A 16,052-nucleotide genomic window follows, 5' to 3' on the forward strand; every position below is an offset into this window, starting at 1 on the left:
CGGGCCGACGCCCGGCCCCACGTGCGGCGTCAGGGTGCGGTGTAGCGGGTGGAGGCGTAGGTGTCGAAGCTCAGCGAGCCGCTGGTGGTGGCGGTCCGGGCCACCAGGCCCAGCGCCGCCGACTCCACCAGGTAGCCGCTGGTGTCGCCGGTCAGCGTCCCCACCGTGACCGTGCCGACCTTCAGGGTCGCGGCGCCCGCGGTGGCCGAGGACCAGTCGACCCGCACGGTCCCGCCGGAGGCCGCCACCCACCCGGTGTACGCCCACCCGGCCGGCCGCAGCAGGCCCAGCCGGAACTGGTTGACCCCGTTGCTGCGCCGGTACTGGACCACCGCGAGCGGGTTGCCGGCGGCGTTGCGCAGTTGATGGACGGTGACCGTGGCGGTCTGCGGGTTGATCGTGCCGAGGGTGAGGTCGAACGCCGTGTGGACGCTCGGTTCGGCGGCCGGGGTGGCGTCCACGACGTAGCCGACCGTGCCGGCGACCAGTTGACCGGAGCCCGCCGACACCGTGCCGACCACCTGCGACCAGGCGCTGGTGCCGGCGGTGAAGGCGTCGGCGAAGATGGCGTTCGGCGGGTCCACGCCGACCGTCACCGCGCCGGGGGCGCCCCAGGTGCCGAGGGCGTCGCGGGCCCGCACCCGCAGGGTGTGGTTGCCCCGGCTGAACCCGTTGAGGGCGACCGTGGCCGAGACGGCCGTCCCGCTGACCGTCATCGGGTGGCCGTGGCCGACGCCCGGGTCGGTGCCCTCGTACCACTCGGCGGCGGTGACCGCCGAGAGCGCGTCGGTGGCGGTGGCGGTCAGGGCGAGGGTGGCCGCCCGGGCCGTCGGGTTCGGGGTGGCGGTGACGGCGCTGGTCACCGGGCCGGTGCGGTCCAGGGTGAAGGTGACCGCGGCGAGCGGCCCCCAGTTGCCGGCGGAGTCCCGGGCGTGCACCAGCACCTGGTGGACGCCGTCGGCGAGCCCGGTCAGCTCGCTCAGCGGCAGCAGGCCGTAGGTGTTCTCGGTAGCGCCGTTGAAGGCACCGTCGAGCGCCACGAAGGTGAACCCGGTGCCGTCGGCCCCGCCGGTGTCGAGGAAGCCCTCGGCGGCGGCCACCACCGAGTGCACCCCGCCGCCGGTGGGGTCGGTGAACGCGGCGTTGATCCGCAGGTCCGTCGGGTCGGACGCCGATCCGGTGCTGCCGTTGGTGGCGGCGGGCTGCACCGCGCCGGAGAGCAGGGTCGGCACGGTCCGGTCGACCACCAGGTCGGCGGACGCGTACGGGCCCCAGAGGTCGAACGAGTCCCGGGTGTGCACGAGGACGGTGTGCCGCCCCTCGGCGAGCGCGGCGACCACCACGGCGGGCAGGGTGCCGGACTCGGCGGTGGCCGCCGTACCGGGGTTGGCCAGGGTGAGCGGGGTGCCCGTGCCGGTGACGCCGGTGCTGTCCACAAAGTACTCCGCGCCGGTGACGGTGCCGCCGAGGCCGCTGTCGTCGCCGGAGGCGGAGAGGGCGACGTCGCCGGTGCCGGCGGTCGGGTTCGGGGTGAGGGTCACCGCGGTGGTGACCGCGCCGGTGACCGCGAGGGTGAGGGTGGTGCTGCCGACGACGCCCCAGTTGCCGGCGACGTCGTGGCCCCGGACGTAGATGGTGTGCCGACCCTGGCTGAGGGTGGTGAGCAGCTCGGCGGGGAGCGCGGCGGTGGCCCCGGTGACCGTCGCCCCGGCGCCGAACGCGGCGGCGCTGAACGGCACCCCGGTGCCCTCGGCGATCCGCAGGTCGTCGACGACCGCCTCGGCCCGGTCGACCACCGAGTTGCCGTTGCGGGCGTCGGTGAAGTCGGCGGTGACGGTCACCGCGTCCCGCACGCTGGCCGGATCCGGGGCGGCCCGGACGTTCGCCGCGGTCGGGCCGACGTGGTCGCCGCTGACCGGCGGCGGGTTGGTGTCGAGGAAGGTCAGCATGCCGCCGAACGCCTGCTGCGGGCTGACCCCGGTGACGGTGGTGCCGTAGCGCTGGCCGACGTTGTTGAGCTGCCCGCCGGACTCCAGCAGCGCGAACCGCCGCCCGTCCGGGCCGGCCGGCACGCTCACCACCGCGTCGACGGCCTGCCCCGGTTGCAGCGGCACGGTGACCGCCGCCTCCGGGTACGCGGCCGGCCGGGCGTCCTGGCCGACCACGGACTGGTCGAGCCCGAGCAGGGTCATCGGGTGCGGCTGCACCCCGGCGGCCACGTACCGCAGCAGCACCTTCCGGCCGACGTCGGTGGCGACCACGTCGGTCTCCGGGAACGCCTTGCCGTTGATCAGGCGGTACTTCGGGGCGTACCGGCGCAGGTCGAAGGTGAGCGGGGCCGCGTTGAGCGCCGGGTCGACCTCGGTGAGCACCAGCAGCGCCTCGTCGTCGTAGACCGAGGCGGCGTCGCCGTACGCGCTGGGCCGGCCCGCGACGGCGGGGGCGCGGACGACCAGCGCGCCGACCAGGCCCATGGCGACCTGCCGGGCGCCCTGGGCGGTGTGACCGGCCTCGTAGAGGTAGGTGCCGGGGCGGGACGCGGTGAAGGTGTAGGCGCGGGTGCCGCCGGGGGCCGCGCCGACCCGGTCCGGGGCCAGCCCGGTGACGGCCGGGAACGCCAGCGCCAGGGCGTCGGCGAGTCCGTTGTGCACGGTCACGGTGACCCGGGCGCCCTGGTCGACGACCAGCACCGGACCGGGCACGGTGGCCGGGGCGGCGTCGGTCGACGCGAAGCCCCAGATCGGCACCGGGGTGGCGGCGCCGGGCAGCACCACCGAGCCGGGCTTCGCCCACAGCTCGCAGGTGGCCGTACCGTCGGCGAGCTGGCAGCCGGTCTGCGGCAGCGGGCCCTGCGGCGGGCCCGGCGGGCCGGCGAAGGTGGCCGCCGCCGGGCCGGCCGGCGCCGCGGCGACCGGGGCCGCGGCCCGCGCCGGGGCCGGGCCGAGCGCCAGCAGCGCCGCCGCGAACCCGGCGACGAGCCGGGGTGTACGGGTCAGAATCATCGTCGCCCTCCCCTGCCTGGTCATGCCGGGCACCCGGCGGGCGGGTCGATGCGGATCAGCGTCATCATGCCGCCGAAGCTCGCCCCGTAGTTGGTGGCCTGTTCCAGCGCGTGGCTGTGCGCCACGTGGTAGTACTCGCCGCACTCGTTGTTCTGCACCACGCCCGGCGGCAGCTCGCCGGGGGCGCCGCCGAGGTACGGGTTCTCCGCGAACCAGGTCTCCGGGCCGGGCCCGACGATCTGGTCCTGCAACGACGGCAGCGGCACCGGGATCGGGTTGGCGTCCGCGTCCCAGTGCTCGGCGTCCTTCCAGATCATCAGCGTGTCCACGGTCTGCCCGGGCGCGACGTCGATGAGGAAGTTGGAGAAGGAGAGATCCTGCCCGCCGGGGCCCTGCGCGGGCCGCCCGTCCCGGGCGATCAGCTGCTCGTCGCTGCCGTGCGGGTGGAACGGGTAGGCGACCGAGCCGGCGTTGAGATAGCGGATCAGCGCCGGTTTCGCGTTCCCCACCGGGTCGTACGGGCGGATGTGGATCAGCGCCCCGTACGGCTGGGCGGGCAGCCAGTCGGCGTGGTTCGGCGCGATGGTGTCCGGCATGCTGCGCCCGTTGATGGTGAAGTACCGGGCCCGGTACTTCGTGAAGTCGTACGCCCGTTTCCGCTCGACGGCCAGGTGCAGGTCAGGGTCGATCTCACCGAGCAGGTAGAGGTACTCGTGATCCGGGTCGAACGCGGAGTCCGCCCGGTCGTTCTCCCGGTCGGGGTGCCCGGCCGGGCGGACCACGAGCGCCCCGTACAGCCCCATCTGCACCTGCTTCTGCACGTCGGTGCCGGACTGGTAGAGGTAGGTGCCGGGCGGCCCGGCGGTGAACGTGTACGTCACCGAGCCGGTGCCGGCCGCCGCGGTGGTGGTCAGCGAGGTCAGGTTGCCGGCGTCGTCCGCCTCCGGCTGGGCGGGCTGCCCACCGGCGAGCACCTGCGCCTGGCCGGGAAAGGTGATCGAGGTGGGCTCCGGCAGGGTGTTGTGCAGCACGACGGTGACCTTCACCCCGCTGTCGACGCAGAGGGTGGGGCCGGGGAGCTGGAACGCCCCGCCGCGGGCGGCGTAGCTCCACATGTAGATGGTGTTCCCGTCCGGCATGGCCGCGTAGCCGCCGGTGGCGGTGAGGTCGAAGGCGTTGTCGCCGGAGCTGAGGCACTCCAGGCCGGCCGGCGGGCTGGCCGCCACCTCGTGCGGGTCGGGCACGACGAGCACGGCGACGATGGCGGCGACGAGCGGCACCGCGCTCAGCCGCCGCCACCGGCCACGGTCTCCACGAAGCATCGTTACCCCCATCTCAGGCGTTCGCCCTGGTCTGCCGCGCGAGCGTGCCCGGCGGCGAGACGCGGATCTCGGTCAACTGGCCGCCCCGTCCGGCGCCGGCGTTGGCCAGCGACGTCAGGTCACGGTCGTAGAGCAGGTAGGTGCCGGCGTCCGGCGCGGTGAAGATGACGTCCCGGCTCTCGCCCGGTCCGATCTCGACGCTGTTGGTCACCTGGTACTCGGCGCTGCCGTCCCGGCCGCGCAGCAGCGCGGCGTCCTTGCCGACCACCAGCAGGTCGATGCCGTCCACGGTGAGGGTGTGGTTCTGGTAGCCGAGGTTCGCCAGCCGCAGCAGCACCCGCTCCCCCGCGTTGGCGGTGATCAGCGAGGAGATCGGCTGGTAGCGCAGCCGGCCGGCGGTGGCGCTGAGCGGGTCGCCGCCGGGGGCGAGGGTGTCCGGGTAGCAGCGGCCGTTGAAGGCGAAGAAGGACGGCTGGTAGTCGGTCCAGTCGGTGGTCTGGATGTGCGCGTCCCGGTAGTGCGCCTCCGCCCACACCTCGGTGAGCATGAGGGCGAACTCCCGGTCGTAGCGGGTGGAACCGTCACCGTCGTTGTAGACGTACCGGCCCGGGGGGACGTCGGGGGTGCCGGCGTTCTGGACGGGGCGGACGTAGACGATGCCGGTCATCCCCATCTGCACGTGTTCGACGTCCTCGAAGTGGCAGTGGTACATGTAGGTGCCGGCGTCGTGCGGCCGGAAGAAGTAGGTGAAGTCCCGGCCGATCGGCACCGACATGGACAGCTCCGGCACCCCGTCGAAGAGCGGGATGGCGTTGCGGAAGCCGTGCCAGTGCACGGTGTGCCCGTCGGTGAGGTCGGGGCGGACCGACAGCCCGAGGTTGGTCAGGGTGATCCGGATGTCGGTCTCCTGGTCGAACCCGAGCAGCGGGGCGCTGACCTGCGCCTTGCCCCGCTGGGCGGTGACCTCGGTGGCGGAGAGCCCGGTGACGTCGCGGAAGCCGAAGACGTAGAGGTCGGCGTCGGGCGGGGCGAGCGGGTCGGGCCAGAACGGGCTGATCGGCGGCGCGCCCTGCGGCATGGAGACCCAGCCGTCGGTGGCGGCCAGGTGCACGTTCGCCGTCGGGTTCGCCACCGCCCGGGGCAGCACCGCGGCCGGGCGGCGCGGCTGCGCGTCGGAGCCGCTCTCCGGCAGGACCGCCCAGGCGCCCAGGCCGGTGACACCGGCCAGCAGGGCGCGCCGGCTGATGCTCCGCCGCCGTACGGGATCGGTCACGATCTCCTCCTGGGTTGATCGGGGTGGGCGGAGGCCCGGGCGGCCGGTGTGGGCCGGCCGCCCGGACGCATCAGGACAGTTCGTCGGCGCCCGCGTCGGGGCGGGTGGTGCTGCGCGGCTGGCCGTCGACGTCGTCGGTCGGGGCGGTCACGGTGAAGGTGCCGTAGGTGCGGGAGGTGACCCCGAGGTCGTTCGCCGGGGAGCCGGCGCCGGCCAGGTGGTAGTCGCCCATGGCGGTCAGCGGGGCCGGTTGGAGCACGATCACCGCCTGCCGGAACGACGGGAACGTCCGGGAGGTGAGGATCGAGACCGACACCGGGAACGGGGTACGGAACTGCGGGTCCACGCCCACCCGGTTGGTGCCGCTGAGCGTGGTGCCGGTGGTGTCCTGGAGCACCGAGTTCGTCGGGGTCAGCGGACCCACCCCGTCGGCGGAGCCCATGTCCCAGTGCCGCAGCGCCTCACCGGCCGGCGCGTCGACGGCGCCGATGCCGTTGACCCGTACGCCGTCCCACTCGCCGGCCCGGTTGTCCCAGAAGACGTTGTTGAACAGCTTCGGCTTGCTGAAGGTCGGCGCGCCGGCCGGCAGCGTGGCCTGGAGCTGCTCGCTGTTGGCCGCGGTGGAGAGGCCGGCGGGGGCGGCCCGGCCGGTGCTGGTGGCGGCGGTCGCGGTGGTGATGTTCCCGGTCACCGTGTTGTTGACGAACCGCACGTCGGTGGCGTCGTCGAGCGCCACCCCGCCGCCCTCGTGCGTGGAGATGTTGTCCACCACCATGTTGTCGGTGACCGAGATCGGCACGTCACCGGCCTGGAGCAGCCGGAGGCCACCGCCGTCGTCGTTGGCCAGGTTCGCCTCGATCACGTTGGAGTCGATCTCCACCGCGCCGGAGCCCGGCGAGAGCTTCGTCGGGTCGGCGGGCAGCTCCCCGGCGACCATCACACCGCCGGCCTCGTCGTACGACTGGTTGAGCCAGATCCGGTTGTCGGCGATCCGGCCGTTGTAGGACAGGCCGTAGTGGCTGACCCCGCCGCCGTACTCGGCGGAGAAGTTGCCGCAGATGGCGTTGTGGTCGACCGAGTAGGCGTTGCTGCCGGCGAAGATGCCGATGCCACCGGCGAGGTTGGTGCCGCCGTTGTCCCGGATCTGGTTGCGGGAGATGGTGACATGGTCGTTGCCGGTGTTCAGGTAGGGCGTGCCGACCCGGACCGCGCCGCCGTACGAGCCGCTGTTGCCGACGATGACGTTGTCGGTGAGCTGGGCGTACCGGGCGGCGCCGTGCAGGTAGATCCCGCCGCCCTGGGTGACCACCGCGCCCGGCGCGCCGTACGGGGTGGTGACCCCGCCGGTCACGTCGTTGACGTTGCCGGCGAAGTCGGACTGGTTGCCGCCGGTGATCCGGAACCCGTCGACGGTGACGGCGTTGCCGGCGGTGAACTGGTTGGCGCGGGCCAGCACGGTGACCACCGCGCCGTCGGGCACCGACGCGGGGCCGGCGTGCGGGACGGAGGCGACCAGGTTGAGCCAGGCCAGGCCGGTCGGGTTGTCGATGCCGAAGCCGCGCCCGTCGAGGATCGACCCGGCGACCACCGTGCCGTCGGCGTACCGGCCGCCGGGGCCGACGCCCTGCAACCGCACGGAGGAGTGCACGACCACGTTCTCGAAGTACGCGCCGGCCGGGTTGTCCGGTCCGGGGGTGTTCGGCCAGACCGCCACGACCGCGATGCCACCGGCCGTGGCCGCCGCCTCCAGCGCCGCCTGGACGGAGGCGTACGTGGTCTCCCCGGTGCGGACCGCCCACGCGGGCGGCTTCACCTGGAACAGCCGCGGGTTGGCCGCACCCCCGATGCCGGTGCCGGTCGTGGCGCCCAGCAGTTGGAAGGTGAGCCCGTTGGTGGTCTGCCGACCGTTGTCGGCGGTGACGCTCACCTCGGCCGGGCCGACCGAGCCGCCGCTGACGGTCACCTCGATCCGCTGGTCCGACCAGGAGGTGACGGTGACCGTCGGGTCGGTGCCGGCGCTGTCGAAGCGGACCGCGCTGCGCGGGCCGCGGGCACCGAACCCGGTGCCGGTGAGGGTGACCCGCCGGTCGGTGTCGGTGCTGCGCAGGAAGGGCCGGGACGCCGAGAAGAGCTGCGGGGTGTCCCCGGCCGGGTCGCACTGCACCGCGCCGAGTTGCCCGGACCCGGGGCCGATGCCGATCGCGGCGACCTGGGTCGGCGCCGTGTCGGTCACCGTGTAGAGCCCCGGCCAGGCCTGGAAGTTGGTGGCGATGGTGCGGTAGCGCGGGTTCCAGTTGCCGTTGAGGTGGCCGGGCTGGCCGGGGTCGTTGCCGACGAAGCGGTACATGTTCGGGCACGGCCCGGCCGGCAGCGGGCAGTTGTACGTGCTGGTGGAGGGCTCGATCGCCTCGTACATGCCGTTGAAGTCGGTGTCCACGGTGTCCACCAGGCGGCCGGCCCAGTCGTAGAGGCCGACCGGGACGTTCGGGATGCCCTCGGCCTCACCGAAGTTGCTGCTGCGCTTGTCCCGGGTCAGGCCCAGGTCGTTGATCACGAGGCCCCAGAAGTGGGTGGGCAGCGGGACCGGGGTGAAGAGGTTGAAGTTCGGCGCGCTGGCCTGGCCGGCGCGGACCTCGACCAGCTTGGTGTCGCAGAGCGGGCGCTGCTGGCCCTCGAAGGGGCTGCCACCGCCGTCGAGGAAGCCGGGGTCGGTGACGTGCACGGTGTGCAACTTGCCGGCGCAGGACGAGTTGATGCCGGTGCCCTGCGACGGCGGCTGACCGGGGTCGGGCTGCGGGGCGGGCGGGGCGGGCTGGTCACCGGCCTGCTCGGCCGAGGGCGGGAAGTTCTCCTGAGGCAGGAAGCCGTCGCCGTCGAAGACGTTGACGTCCTCCTCCCGGGTGGGTTGATAGATCGCGCCGCCGCCGACCGGGTTGGTCGGGCTCTCCACGCTGACCAGGTAGTCGTCCGGCGGGAGCGGCTGGGTGCCGCCGTCCGGCAGCGGCGCGTACAGCGGCAGGTCGTGGTCGGCGCCCGGGTTGGTCGGGTCACCCGGCGGGATCAGGTTGAGCTTGGAGTCGGCGAACGCGTAGTTGCCGTTCACGGTCTGCCCGAAGTTCGCCGGGTCGTTGTCGGTCGGCGCGGCCTGGAAGCCCATCATCGGGGCCTCCACGCACAGCTGGTTCGCGCCGGTGCCGAAGTCGGGCAGGGCGAGCTGGTCGGTGAGCGGTCGGCCGTCGAACATCCGGGCGGTGCAGCCGCGCCCGGGCGCCCAGGTCTCCGAGGTGTACGCGTCGTTGAGTTCCGGGCCGCGCTTGAGCGAGCCGTCCGCCTCGCGCACCGGCTCGCCGTTGTCGTCGCGCACCACCGCGTACAGGTGCACCTTGATGCCGGGGATGCCCGGCTGGTACGGCTCGGTGACCGCGTACTGCGGGTCGAGTTCGTTGCGGGTGGTGTCGTAGGTGACGGTGCCGGCGATGCCGCCGTTCTCGGCCCCCTGGTAGGGCTTCACCCCCCAGTCCACCCGGCCGGTGAGCCCGATGATGGGCAGCACGTCCACGTCGACGGCCGCGCCGAGCAGCGTCGTCGGGGTCGGCTCGTTCGCCGCCTGGTAGGTGATGCCGGTGGTCCGGTAGCGGGTGTTGAACGCCTCCAGCACCAGCCACTTCGTCAGCGGGTACGCCTCCTTGATGGCGTAGTGCCCGGCGCTGTCGGTGACCACGCTGTTGGTGCCCTGGTCCATCAGGGAGTTGTCGCGTTCCTTGAGCACCACCGGGAAGCGCGGCACGCCGCTCTCGCCGGTGTCCCGCCGGCCGTTGCCGTTGGTGTCGACGAAGACCGTGCCGGTGATCTCGGTGAACCAGCCCACGAGGGGCTTCGCGCCGATGTCGACGGTCTTCCCGCCGCTGACCGTGACGTTGAACGAGTCGAGCAGCATCTCCTGCGGGCCGTCCCAGAGGGTCAGCTGGTAGTCGCCGTCGGGGACGTGCGGAATGGTGAAGGAGCCGTCGGCGGCGCCCCGGTCCAGATAGACCATCCGGTCGCCGTCGCCGAGGTCGGACAGGGCCACCCAGGGGCGGGCGACCGGTCCGGCGATCTTCGCGCCGGCCACCCCGTCGGCCGGCAGCGTGACGCCGCCCTGGCCGCCGACATAGGTGTACGCCTGCACCACGGTCCCGGTGACCGCGCCGGTGGCGGTACCGGTCAGCGCCTTCGGGGAGACGAAGCCGAAGTCGACGTACGGCACCGGCTCGCCGCCGAGGCTCTGCTCGGTGTCGTACCCGGTGTCGCCCTCCTGCACCCAGACGTCCCAGTCGTGGCCGCCCTCGAGGGTGGTGGTCTGCACCCAGCTCTGCCCGCCGGGGGCGACGACCTGGGCGGCGTACCGGTCGGGGCCGAGGTTGGGGATGACGATGTCACCGTTCGCGTCGCTGCGGCAGCCGGTGGACTCGGTCTCGATCACCGGCTTGCCGTCGGCGAAGACGATCTGCCCGGCCGGGTGGCTCGCGTCGGGCGCGCTGTGCTTGTACTTGGTGCAGAGCGGGTTGCCGTAGTAGTCGACGGTCACCTCGCCCATCACGTCGGCCAGGTGCGCGGTGAAGCCCGCGAGCCCCTTCTCCGCGCCCACCTCGTAGGTGCCGTCGACCGGGACGCTGTCCTCGAAGATCCGCAGCCGGACGGTGCCGAGCGGCAACGGGTAGGGCTGCATGCCGACGGTGACGGCGGTGGTCTGCCCGGCGGTGACGGTGAAGTGCTCCCCGTCGATCTTGTAGCCGTCGGCGGTCACCGAGATCAGGTAGCGGCCGGCGGGCAGGCCCTGCAACGGCGTACCCGAGGAGAGGGCGGCCTGGTCGCCCTGCGCGACCACCGGGACCGCGCCCGGGGTGTTGCGGATCGACGGCCACCGGCAGTGGTCGGCGAAGTCCGCCGCGCTCGCCACGCCGGCGCGGGCCGGCAGGCAGTGCGCGAGGTCGTCGTGCGGGTCGCCGGCGTCGTCGGCGGTGATCATCCAGTGGTAGTCGGCCACCGGGTCGCCCTGCTGGACCTGCGGCGCCGGGCCGACGCTGCGGGCGCTGGCGACCTGGAGGGTGACCGCGCCGGTGGTCGGCTCGGCCGCCGCCGCCCCGGGCGGGACGACGAACCCGACGATCAGCAGGCAACTGGCGGACACGAACCAGCGCGGCCAGACGGAACGGCGCGACATGCCCTCACCCCCTCGTTCAGCGGAGAACGGCCGCGACGGACGCGGCCGGGCTGGTCTGTGGAGCATGGGCGGCGGCGGGCCGCCGACGAGCTTTTATGACGACGCCGTCATGTGAGCGTCATTCGGCCCCCCGCCTGCTGTCGGAACGGCGACAGGAATCCGCGCCGTTCGGGCGGTGGCGGGCCGAACGTGAGGCGGGCTTCATGGAACTACCAGAGAGTCGCCGAGGTCTGTGGGGGCACGGTGGGACGAGTACTGGTGATCGAGGACGACGACCGGATCGGGCGCCTGGTCACCCGGGCGCTGGAGGGCGGCGGGCTGCTCACCGAGCGGGCCGCGAGCGGGCCGGCCGGCTTGGACGCCGCGCTGCACCGCGACTTCGACCTGGTGGTGCTGGACCTGATGCTGCCCGGCCTGGACGGCCGGCAGGTGCTCGACCGGCTGCTGCGCCGCCGACCGGAGCAACCGGTGCTGGTGCTCTCCGCCGTGCCGGAGATCAGCACCCGGGTGGCCGTGCTGGAGGCGGGCGCCGCCGACTTCCTCGGCAAGCCGTTCGCGGTGGCCGAGCTGCTGGCCCGGGTACGCGCCCGGATGCGGGGCACGCCGGGCGGCGACGCGGCCCGGTGGCTCAGCGTCGGACCCGTCCGACTGGACCTGCACCGGCGACGGGCCACCGTGGACGGCGTCGACGTGGACCTGCCGCTGCGGGAGTTCCTGCTGCTGCAGCACCTGATGACCCGGGCCGGCCGACCGTGCAGCCGGGACGAGCTGCTGGCCGACGTCTGGGGCCTGCACTTCGATCCCGGCAGCAACGTCGTCGACGTCTCCGTCCGCCGGCTGCGCGGCCGGCTGGACCGTCCGGACCGGATCGAGACGGTACGCGGCGTGGGTTATGCGTACGCCGTCGACTGACCGGCTGCTCGGCCGGGTCTGGATCCTCTTCGCCGCGGTCAACGTGGTGCTGATGTGGCTGCTGCCCGGCCAGGAGACCGTGCCGTTCCACCTGGTCTGGATCAGCCTGGCGCTGGTCTACGGCTTCACCACCTGGCCGCTGTCCTGGATGGTGGCGGCGCTGGCGGCGGTGACCACCAGCACCGGGGCGATCCTCGCCCACCATGCCGCGGTCGGCGAGATCCGCTGGGAGGAGACCGCCGAGGAGCCGCTGATGGCGGTGATCTTCATCGTGATGGCCTGGCACGTGCACCGCCGGCACGTGCTGCTGCACGAGATGCGGCGGATCGGTGCCGCGGAGCGCGACCGCGCCCACCGCCAGGAGCTGCTGGTCCGGCTCGCCTCCCACGAGCTGCGCACCCCGCTGACCATCGCCCGTGGCTACACCGAGCTGCTGCGCGGCACCCACGACGACGCCGCGACCCTGGAGGACACCGCGGTCATGCTGGACGAGCTGGACAAGGCCACCCGGATCGCGCACCGGCTGGTCACCCTGATGCAGCTCGAACAGCCCGACCTCGTACGCCCGGTCGACCTGGACTCCGAGCTGTCCCGGATCGTGCGGCGCTGGTCACCGACGGCCGCCCGGGACTGGTCGGCACACTCGACGATCGGGCTGAGCCGGGTCAACCCCGAACGGCTGGAGGCGGCGCTCGACTGCCTGATCGAGAACGCGGTCAAGTTCACCCGGCCCGGCGACCGGATCGCGCTGGTCGGCCGGCGCGACGCGACCGGCTGGACGGTGGAGGTGTGCGACTCGGGCACCGGCATCGCCGCCGAGGCGGTGCCGGAGCTGCTGTCCGGGCCGACCGGTCGCCCCACCGCGACCGGCACCGGGCTGGGCCTGGCGATCGTCCGCGCGGTCGCCGGCTCGCTGGGCGGGCGGCTCACCGTCCGGCCGGAGCCCTCCGGCGGCGCCCGGGTCGGCCTGCGGGTGCCCGAGCGGCTGCCGGCCGGCCCGGTGCCCGCCCCCGGCGGCCCGACCCGGATCGTCGACGGCCTGCGCCGCCTGCCCGACCCCGACCCGGCCCGCTGAGCGCCCGGCGCGACCGGCCCGCCGCAGCGGGCGGGTCCGGTGTCGGCGGGCGGGTCCGGTGTCGACGGGCGGGTCCGGTGTCGACGGGCAGGTCCGGTGTCGGCGGACGCGTCCGGTGTCGGCGGGACGCGTCCGGGGTAGCCCAGGGGGTGCAGGCCGTCGAAGGAGGAGAGACCATGACCGATCCCAGGTACGCCCCGCTGGGCCTGGCCGCCGCCGGTGACCTCACCGAGGAGACCGGCCCCGGCTCCGACCGCCCGGTGGTGGGCGCGGACGACGCCCGGGCCGACGCGGCCCGCGCCGGGGCCGACACCGACCTGACCGACGCCACCCGCGACTCCGACGGCACCCCCGTCGGAGCGGACGACGCCGAGGCGGACCGGATCCGCGCCGGCGGGGACGTCGAGCCGCGACCCTGACCGCCCCGCCGGTCAGGCGCGGGCACCCCGCCCGGGCCTGACCGGCGGCTCACCGGCCCGAGTCCCGGGCGGCGGCTTCCCGGTCGGCGCGCGGGGCCGTGCCGCCCAGCCAGATGCCGACCACGATGGCCACCACGGCGAGCACGACCAGCGGGATCCGGAGGCCGGACAGGGAGAGCGCCTCCCGGAAGGCGGTCAACCCGATCACGACGCCGGTGACCGGCTCGGTCAGGGTCAGCGCGGTCAACGGGGCGGCGATCCGCCCACTCTGGAAGGCGCTCTGGTTGACCTGGACGCCGACCAGGCCCACCAGCACCAGCGCCGCGAGCCTCGGGTCCAGGACCAGCGCCGCCAGGTCGCCGTGGAAGCGGGTCGCCACCGACTTGAGCAGGGCCGAGGCGACGCCGTAGAGGACGCCGGTGGCCACGCCGAGCAACGCGCCCCGGGCGGCACCCCGGGTCCGCCGGGCGGCCAGCAGACAGGCGGCCACCACCCCACCGGTGCCCGTCGCCACCCACCACCACGCGGTCGCGCCCGGATCCGCGACCCCGGCCCGCGGGTCGACGGTGACCACGAACGCCACCAGCCCGACCACGCCGACGACGGTCGCGGCCAGGTCCCGGTGCTGCACCGGCCGCCGGTTCCAGGCGGCCTCGATCAGGATGGCCATGAAGAGCCCGCTGGCCAGCAGGGGCTGCACGACGGCCAACGGGCCGTAGCGCAGGGCCACCGTCTGGGACACCACCCCGGCCACGTCCGGCGCCCAGCCGAGCTGCCAGAGCCGGGTGCGCACGAGCCGGAACAGCAGCCGGGGATCCAGCGCCCGGCTCTCCGGCTGCCGCTTCGCGGCCCGCTGGTGCATCGTCGTGGAGAGGGCGAAGGAGAAGGCCGCGACGAGCGCGGCCAGCACCGCGAGGATCACCGCGCCGCGCTGCCGTGCTCGGCCAGCGGGCCCACCGTCCAGCCCCGCCGCCGGCACTCGTCGAGCAGCCGGGGCAGCGCGGCCAGGCCGGCCCGCCAGGCCCCCGGGGCCGCCGTGCCGCAGGAGGCGTCGTGCAGCAGCACCGTGCCCCCACCGGTCAGGCCGGAACGGAGGGTGCGCAGCACCGACTCCGGAGTGGCCGAGCCCGTCCAGTCCCGCCCCCAGCAGGTCCAGAGCACCGGCCGCAACGCCAACCGGTGGGCGGCGAGCAGCGCCGCGCCGGTCAGCACCCCGTACGGCGGGCGGAAGAAGCGCGGGGGGCGGCCGGTGACGGCGGCGATCAGCGCCCGGCCGCCGGCCAGGTCACGCCACGTGCCGACCGGTCCGCGCCGCAGCAGGTTCCGGTGGTCCCAGCCGTGCAGGGCCACCTCGTGACCGGCCGCCACGATCTCCCGGCCGAGGGCGGGCGAGCGGAGCAGCCGGGAGCCGAGCAGGAAGAAGGTGGCCCGCACCCGGTGCGCGGCCAGCACCTCCAGGAACCGGGGCGTGGACTCGGGGTCGGGACCGTCGTCGAAGGTCAACGCCACCCGGTCCGGCGGGCCCAGCCCGGCGAGCCCGGGCAGCAGCCGCCCGGACCGTCCCGGCAGCGCGGTGACCGCCGGGGCGAGGTGCAGCGCGGCGGCCGTGCCCGCCCCGGCCAGCAGCCGCCCGGCCGCACCGGTCACCGCGGCCCGCCCGGCGACTGGAGCAGCGCCACGACCACCGCCACCGCGTCGCCGAGCGAGTCGGTGCGGAAGCGTCCGCGCCGCCCGTCGTACGCCCCGGCGCCGCCGGGCACGGTGGCCGCGTCGGCGACCACGCCGGCCGGGTCGACCCGGGAACCCGGTCCGGGAGCGGGCCGGTGATCCCCGTCGGCGAGCGCGGCCAGCGCCGGGCGCAGGTGTGCGGCGGTCGGCACCCACCGGGTGAGGCCGGCCCGGTCCAGGATCGAGGCGTTCGCCCGGCCGTGCCCGGGGATCGGCCGGTACGTCAGCACCGGCACCCCGCACGCCAGCGCCTCCTGACAGGTCAGCCCGCCCGCGTTCTCCACCACGACGTCCACCGCCCGCATCAGCGCCGGCATGTCGTCGACCCAGCCGAAGACGTGCTCCCGTTCCTGCCGCAGCCGCTCGTACAGCGCCTCGTTGCGACCGCAGACCACCACCGGTCGGACGATCCCGGCGGCGGCGATCTCGGCCACCGTGGTCTCCACCTCCCCGGCGCCCCACGCCCCGGCCACGATCAGTGCCAGGCGCTCTCCGTCGGGCAGCCCGAACCGCCGCCTGGCCTGCCGTCGGTCGATCGGCGACGGACCGGCGAACGCGGCGGAGATCAGCGGCTGCACGACCGCCACGTCGATCCCGTCGGCGGCCCCGGAGGGCTGCACCTCGGCGTGCCGGACGGTGCAGTAGACGTCCACGCCGGGGCTGAGCCAGGTGGGGTGGACCACGAAGTCCGTGACGTACGAGATGACCGGGACGACCAGCTGCCCCTGCCGACGCAGCGGCCCGAGGAGCTGGTTGGCGAACGGATAGGTGGTCACCACCGCCCGGGTGTCCGGCGGGATCACCCGACCCAGTCGGTGCCGGACGGGACGCAGCAGGGCACGGACCACCGAAACGGTCAGCCGGGACCGGCTGGTCAGGGTGAACAGCGCCTCGTAGCCCCACGGGAGCCAGCGCAGGATGCCCCGGTACGCCTCCCGGAAGGCCCAGCGGGCCGGTCGGGGCAGCACGTCGAGGAGGTTGCGCCGGTCCACCGTGAAGCCCCGGTCGCGCAGTCGGCGCGCCAGTTCGGCCGCGGCGGTGTCGTGGCCGGCGCCCACGTCCGCCGACACCACCACGATGCGACCCCGGCCCTTCATGCGGGCGCGCTTACCCGTCAC

The 16,052-nt window shown here is 74.5% G+C and carries 10 protein-coding genes; 3 read left to right on the forward strand and 7 right to left on the reverse strand.

What is annotated here, in order from left to right:
- Window positions 1-29 precede the first annotated feature (29 nt).
- The 4 genes from ABUL08_RS10575 to ABUL08_RS10590 form a co-directional block, all read right to left on the reverse strand.
- Window positions 30-3,026, reverse strand: a complete 2,997-nt coding sequence (locus tag ABUL08_RS10575; RefSeq protein ID WP_458329392.1) for a multicopper oxidase domain-containing protein — start codon at window positions 3,024-3,026, stop codon at window positions 30-32.
- Entirely contained in the window at window positions 3,023-4,324 is a 1,302-nt protein-coding gene (locus tag ABUL08_RS10580; protein WP_350936960.1) for a multicopper oxidase domain-containing protein, read from the reverse strand. Before ABUL08_RS10580 ends, ABUL08_RS10575 begins: the two co-directional genes overlap by 4 nt.
- A gap of 13 nt (window positions 4,325-4,337) precedes the next feature.
- Window positions 4,338-5,597 carry a multicopper oxidase domain-containing protein gene (locus ABUL08_RS10585; RefSeq protein WP_350936962.1) on the reverse strand — a complete coding sequence of 420 codons (1,260 nt, stop codon included), beginning with the start codon at window positions 5,595-5,597 and terminating at the stop codon, window positions 4,338-4,340.
- A 70-nt stretch (window positions 5,598-5,667) separates the two neighbouring features.
- Window positions 5,668-10,800 (reverse strand): IPT/TIG domain-containing protein, encoded by a 5,133-nt coding sequence (locus ABUL08_RS10590; protein WP_350936964.1) that lies wholly within the window; start codon window positions 10,798-10,800, stop codon window positions 5,668-5,670.
- 258 nt (window positions 10,801-11,058) lie between these two features.
- On the opposite strand from ABUL08_RS10590, the gene ABUL08_RS10595 reads away from it, so the two are divergent.
- The 3 genes from ABUL08_RS10595 to ABUL08_RS10605 all read left to right on the forward strand — a co-directional run bounded on the left by ABUL08_RS10595 (window position 11,059) and on the right by ABUL08_RS10605 (window position 13,206).
- On the forward strand, window positions 11,059-11,712 hold the full coding sequence (locus ABUL08_RS10595; RefSeq protein WP_350936966.1) for a response regulator transcription factor: 654 nt from the start codon (window positions 11,059-11,061) through the stop codon (window positions 11,710-11,712).
- On the forward strand, window positions 11,693-12,787 hold the full coding sequence (locus tag ABUL08_RS10600) for a sensor histidine kinase (protein ID WP_350936968.1): 1,095 nt from the start codon (window positions 11,693-11,695) through the stop codon (window positions 12,785-12,787). Before ABUL08_RS10595 ends, ABUL08_RS10600 begins: the two co-directional genes overlap by 20 nt.
- A 176-nt stretch (window positions 12,788-12,963) precedes the next feature.
- Complete coding sequence (locus ABUL08_RS10605) at window positions 12,964-13,206, forward strand: hypothetical protein (protein ID WP_350936970.1); 243 nt, start codon at window positions 12,964-12,966, stop codon at window positions 13,204-13,206.
- 49 nt (window positions 13,207-13,255) lie between these two features.
- On the opposite strand, the gene ABUL08_RS10610 is transcribed toward ABUL08_RS10605, so the two are convergent.
- The 3 genes from ABUL08_RS10610 to ABUL08_RS10620 are packed head-to-tail and all read right to left on the reverse strand — an operon-like array spanning window position 13,256 to window position 16,052.
- Window positions 13,256-14,128: a DMT family transporter gene (locus tag ABUL08_RS10610; protein WP_350936972.1), complete on the reverse strand. Its 873-nt coding sequence runs from the start codon at window positions 14,126-14,128 to the stop codon at window positions 13,256-13,258.
- The gene (locus ABUL08_RS10615) at window positions 14,125-14,853 is read right to left on the reverse strand and encodes a polysaccharide deacetylase family protein (RefSeq protein ID WP_350936974.1); all 729 of its coding nucleotides are present in this window, start codon (window positions 14,851-14,853) and stop codon (window positions 14,125-14,127) included. Before ABUL08_RS10615 ends, ABUL08_RS10610 begins: the two co-directional genes overlap by 4 nt.
- Window positions 14,850-16,052: an MGDG synthase family glycosyltransferase gene (locus ABUL08_RS10620; protein WP_350936975.1), complete on the reverse strand. Its 1,203-nt coding sequence runs from the start codon at window positions 16,050-16,052 to the stop codon at window positions 14,850-14,852. The genes ABUL08_RS10615 and ABUL08_RS10620 overlap by 4 nt, the downstream gene beginning before the upstream one ends.

The sequence above is a fragment of the Micromonospora sp. CCTCC AA 2012012 genome, assembly GCF_040499845.1.
Taxonomy (GTDB): Bacteria; Actinomycetota; Actinomycetes; order Mycobacteriales; family Micromonosporaceae; genus Micromonospora; species Micromonospora mangrovi.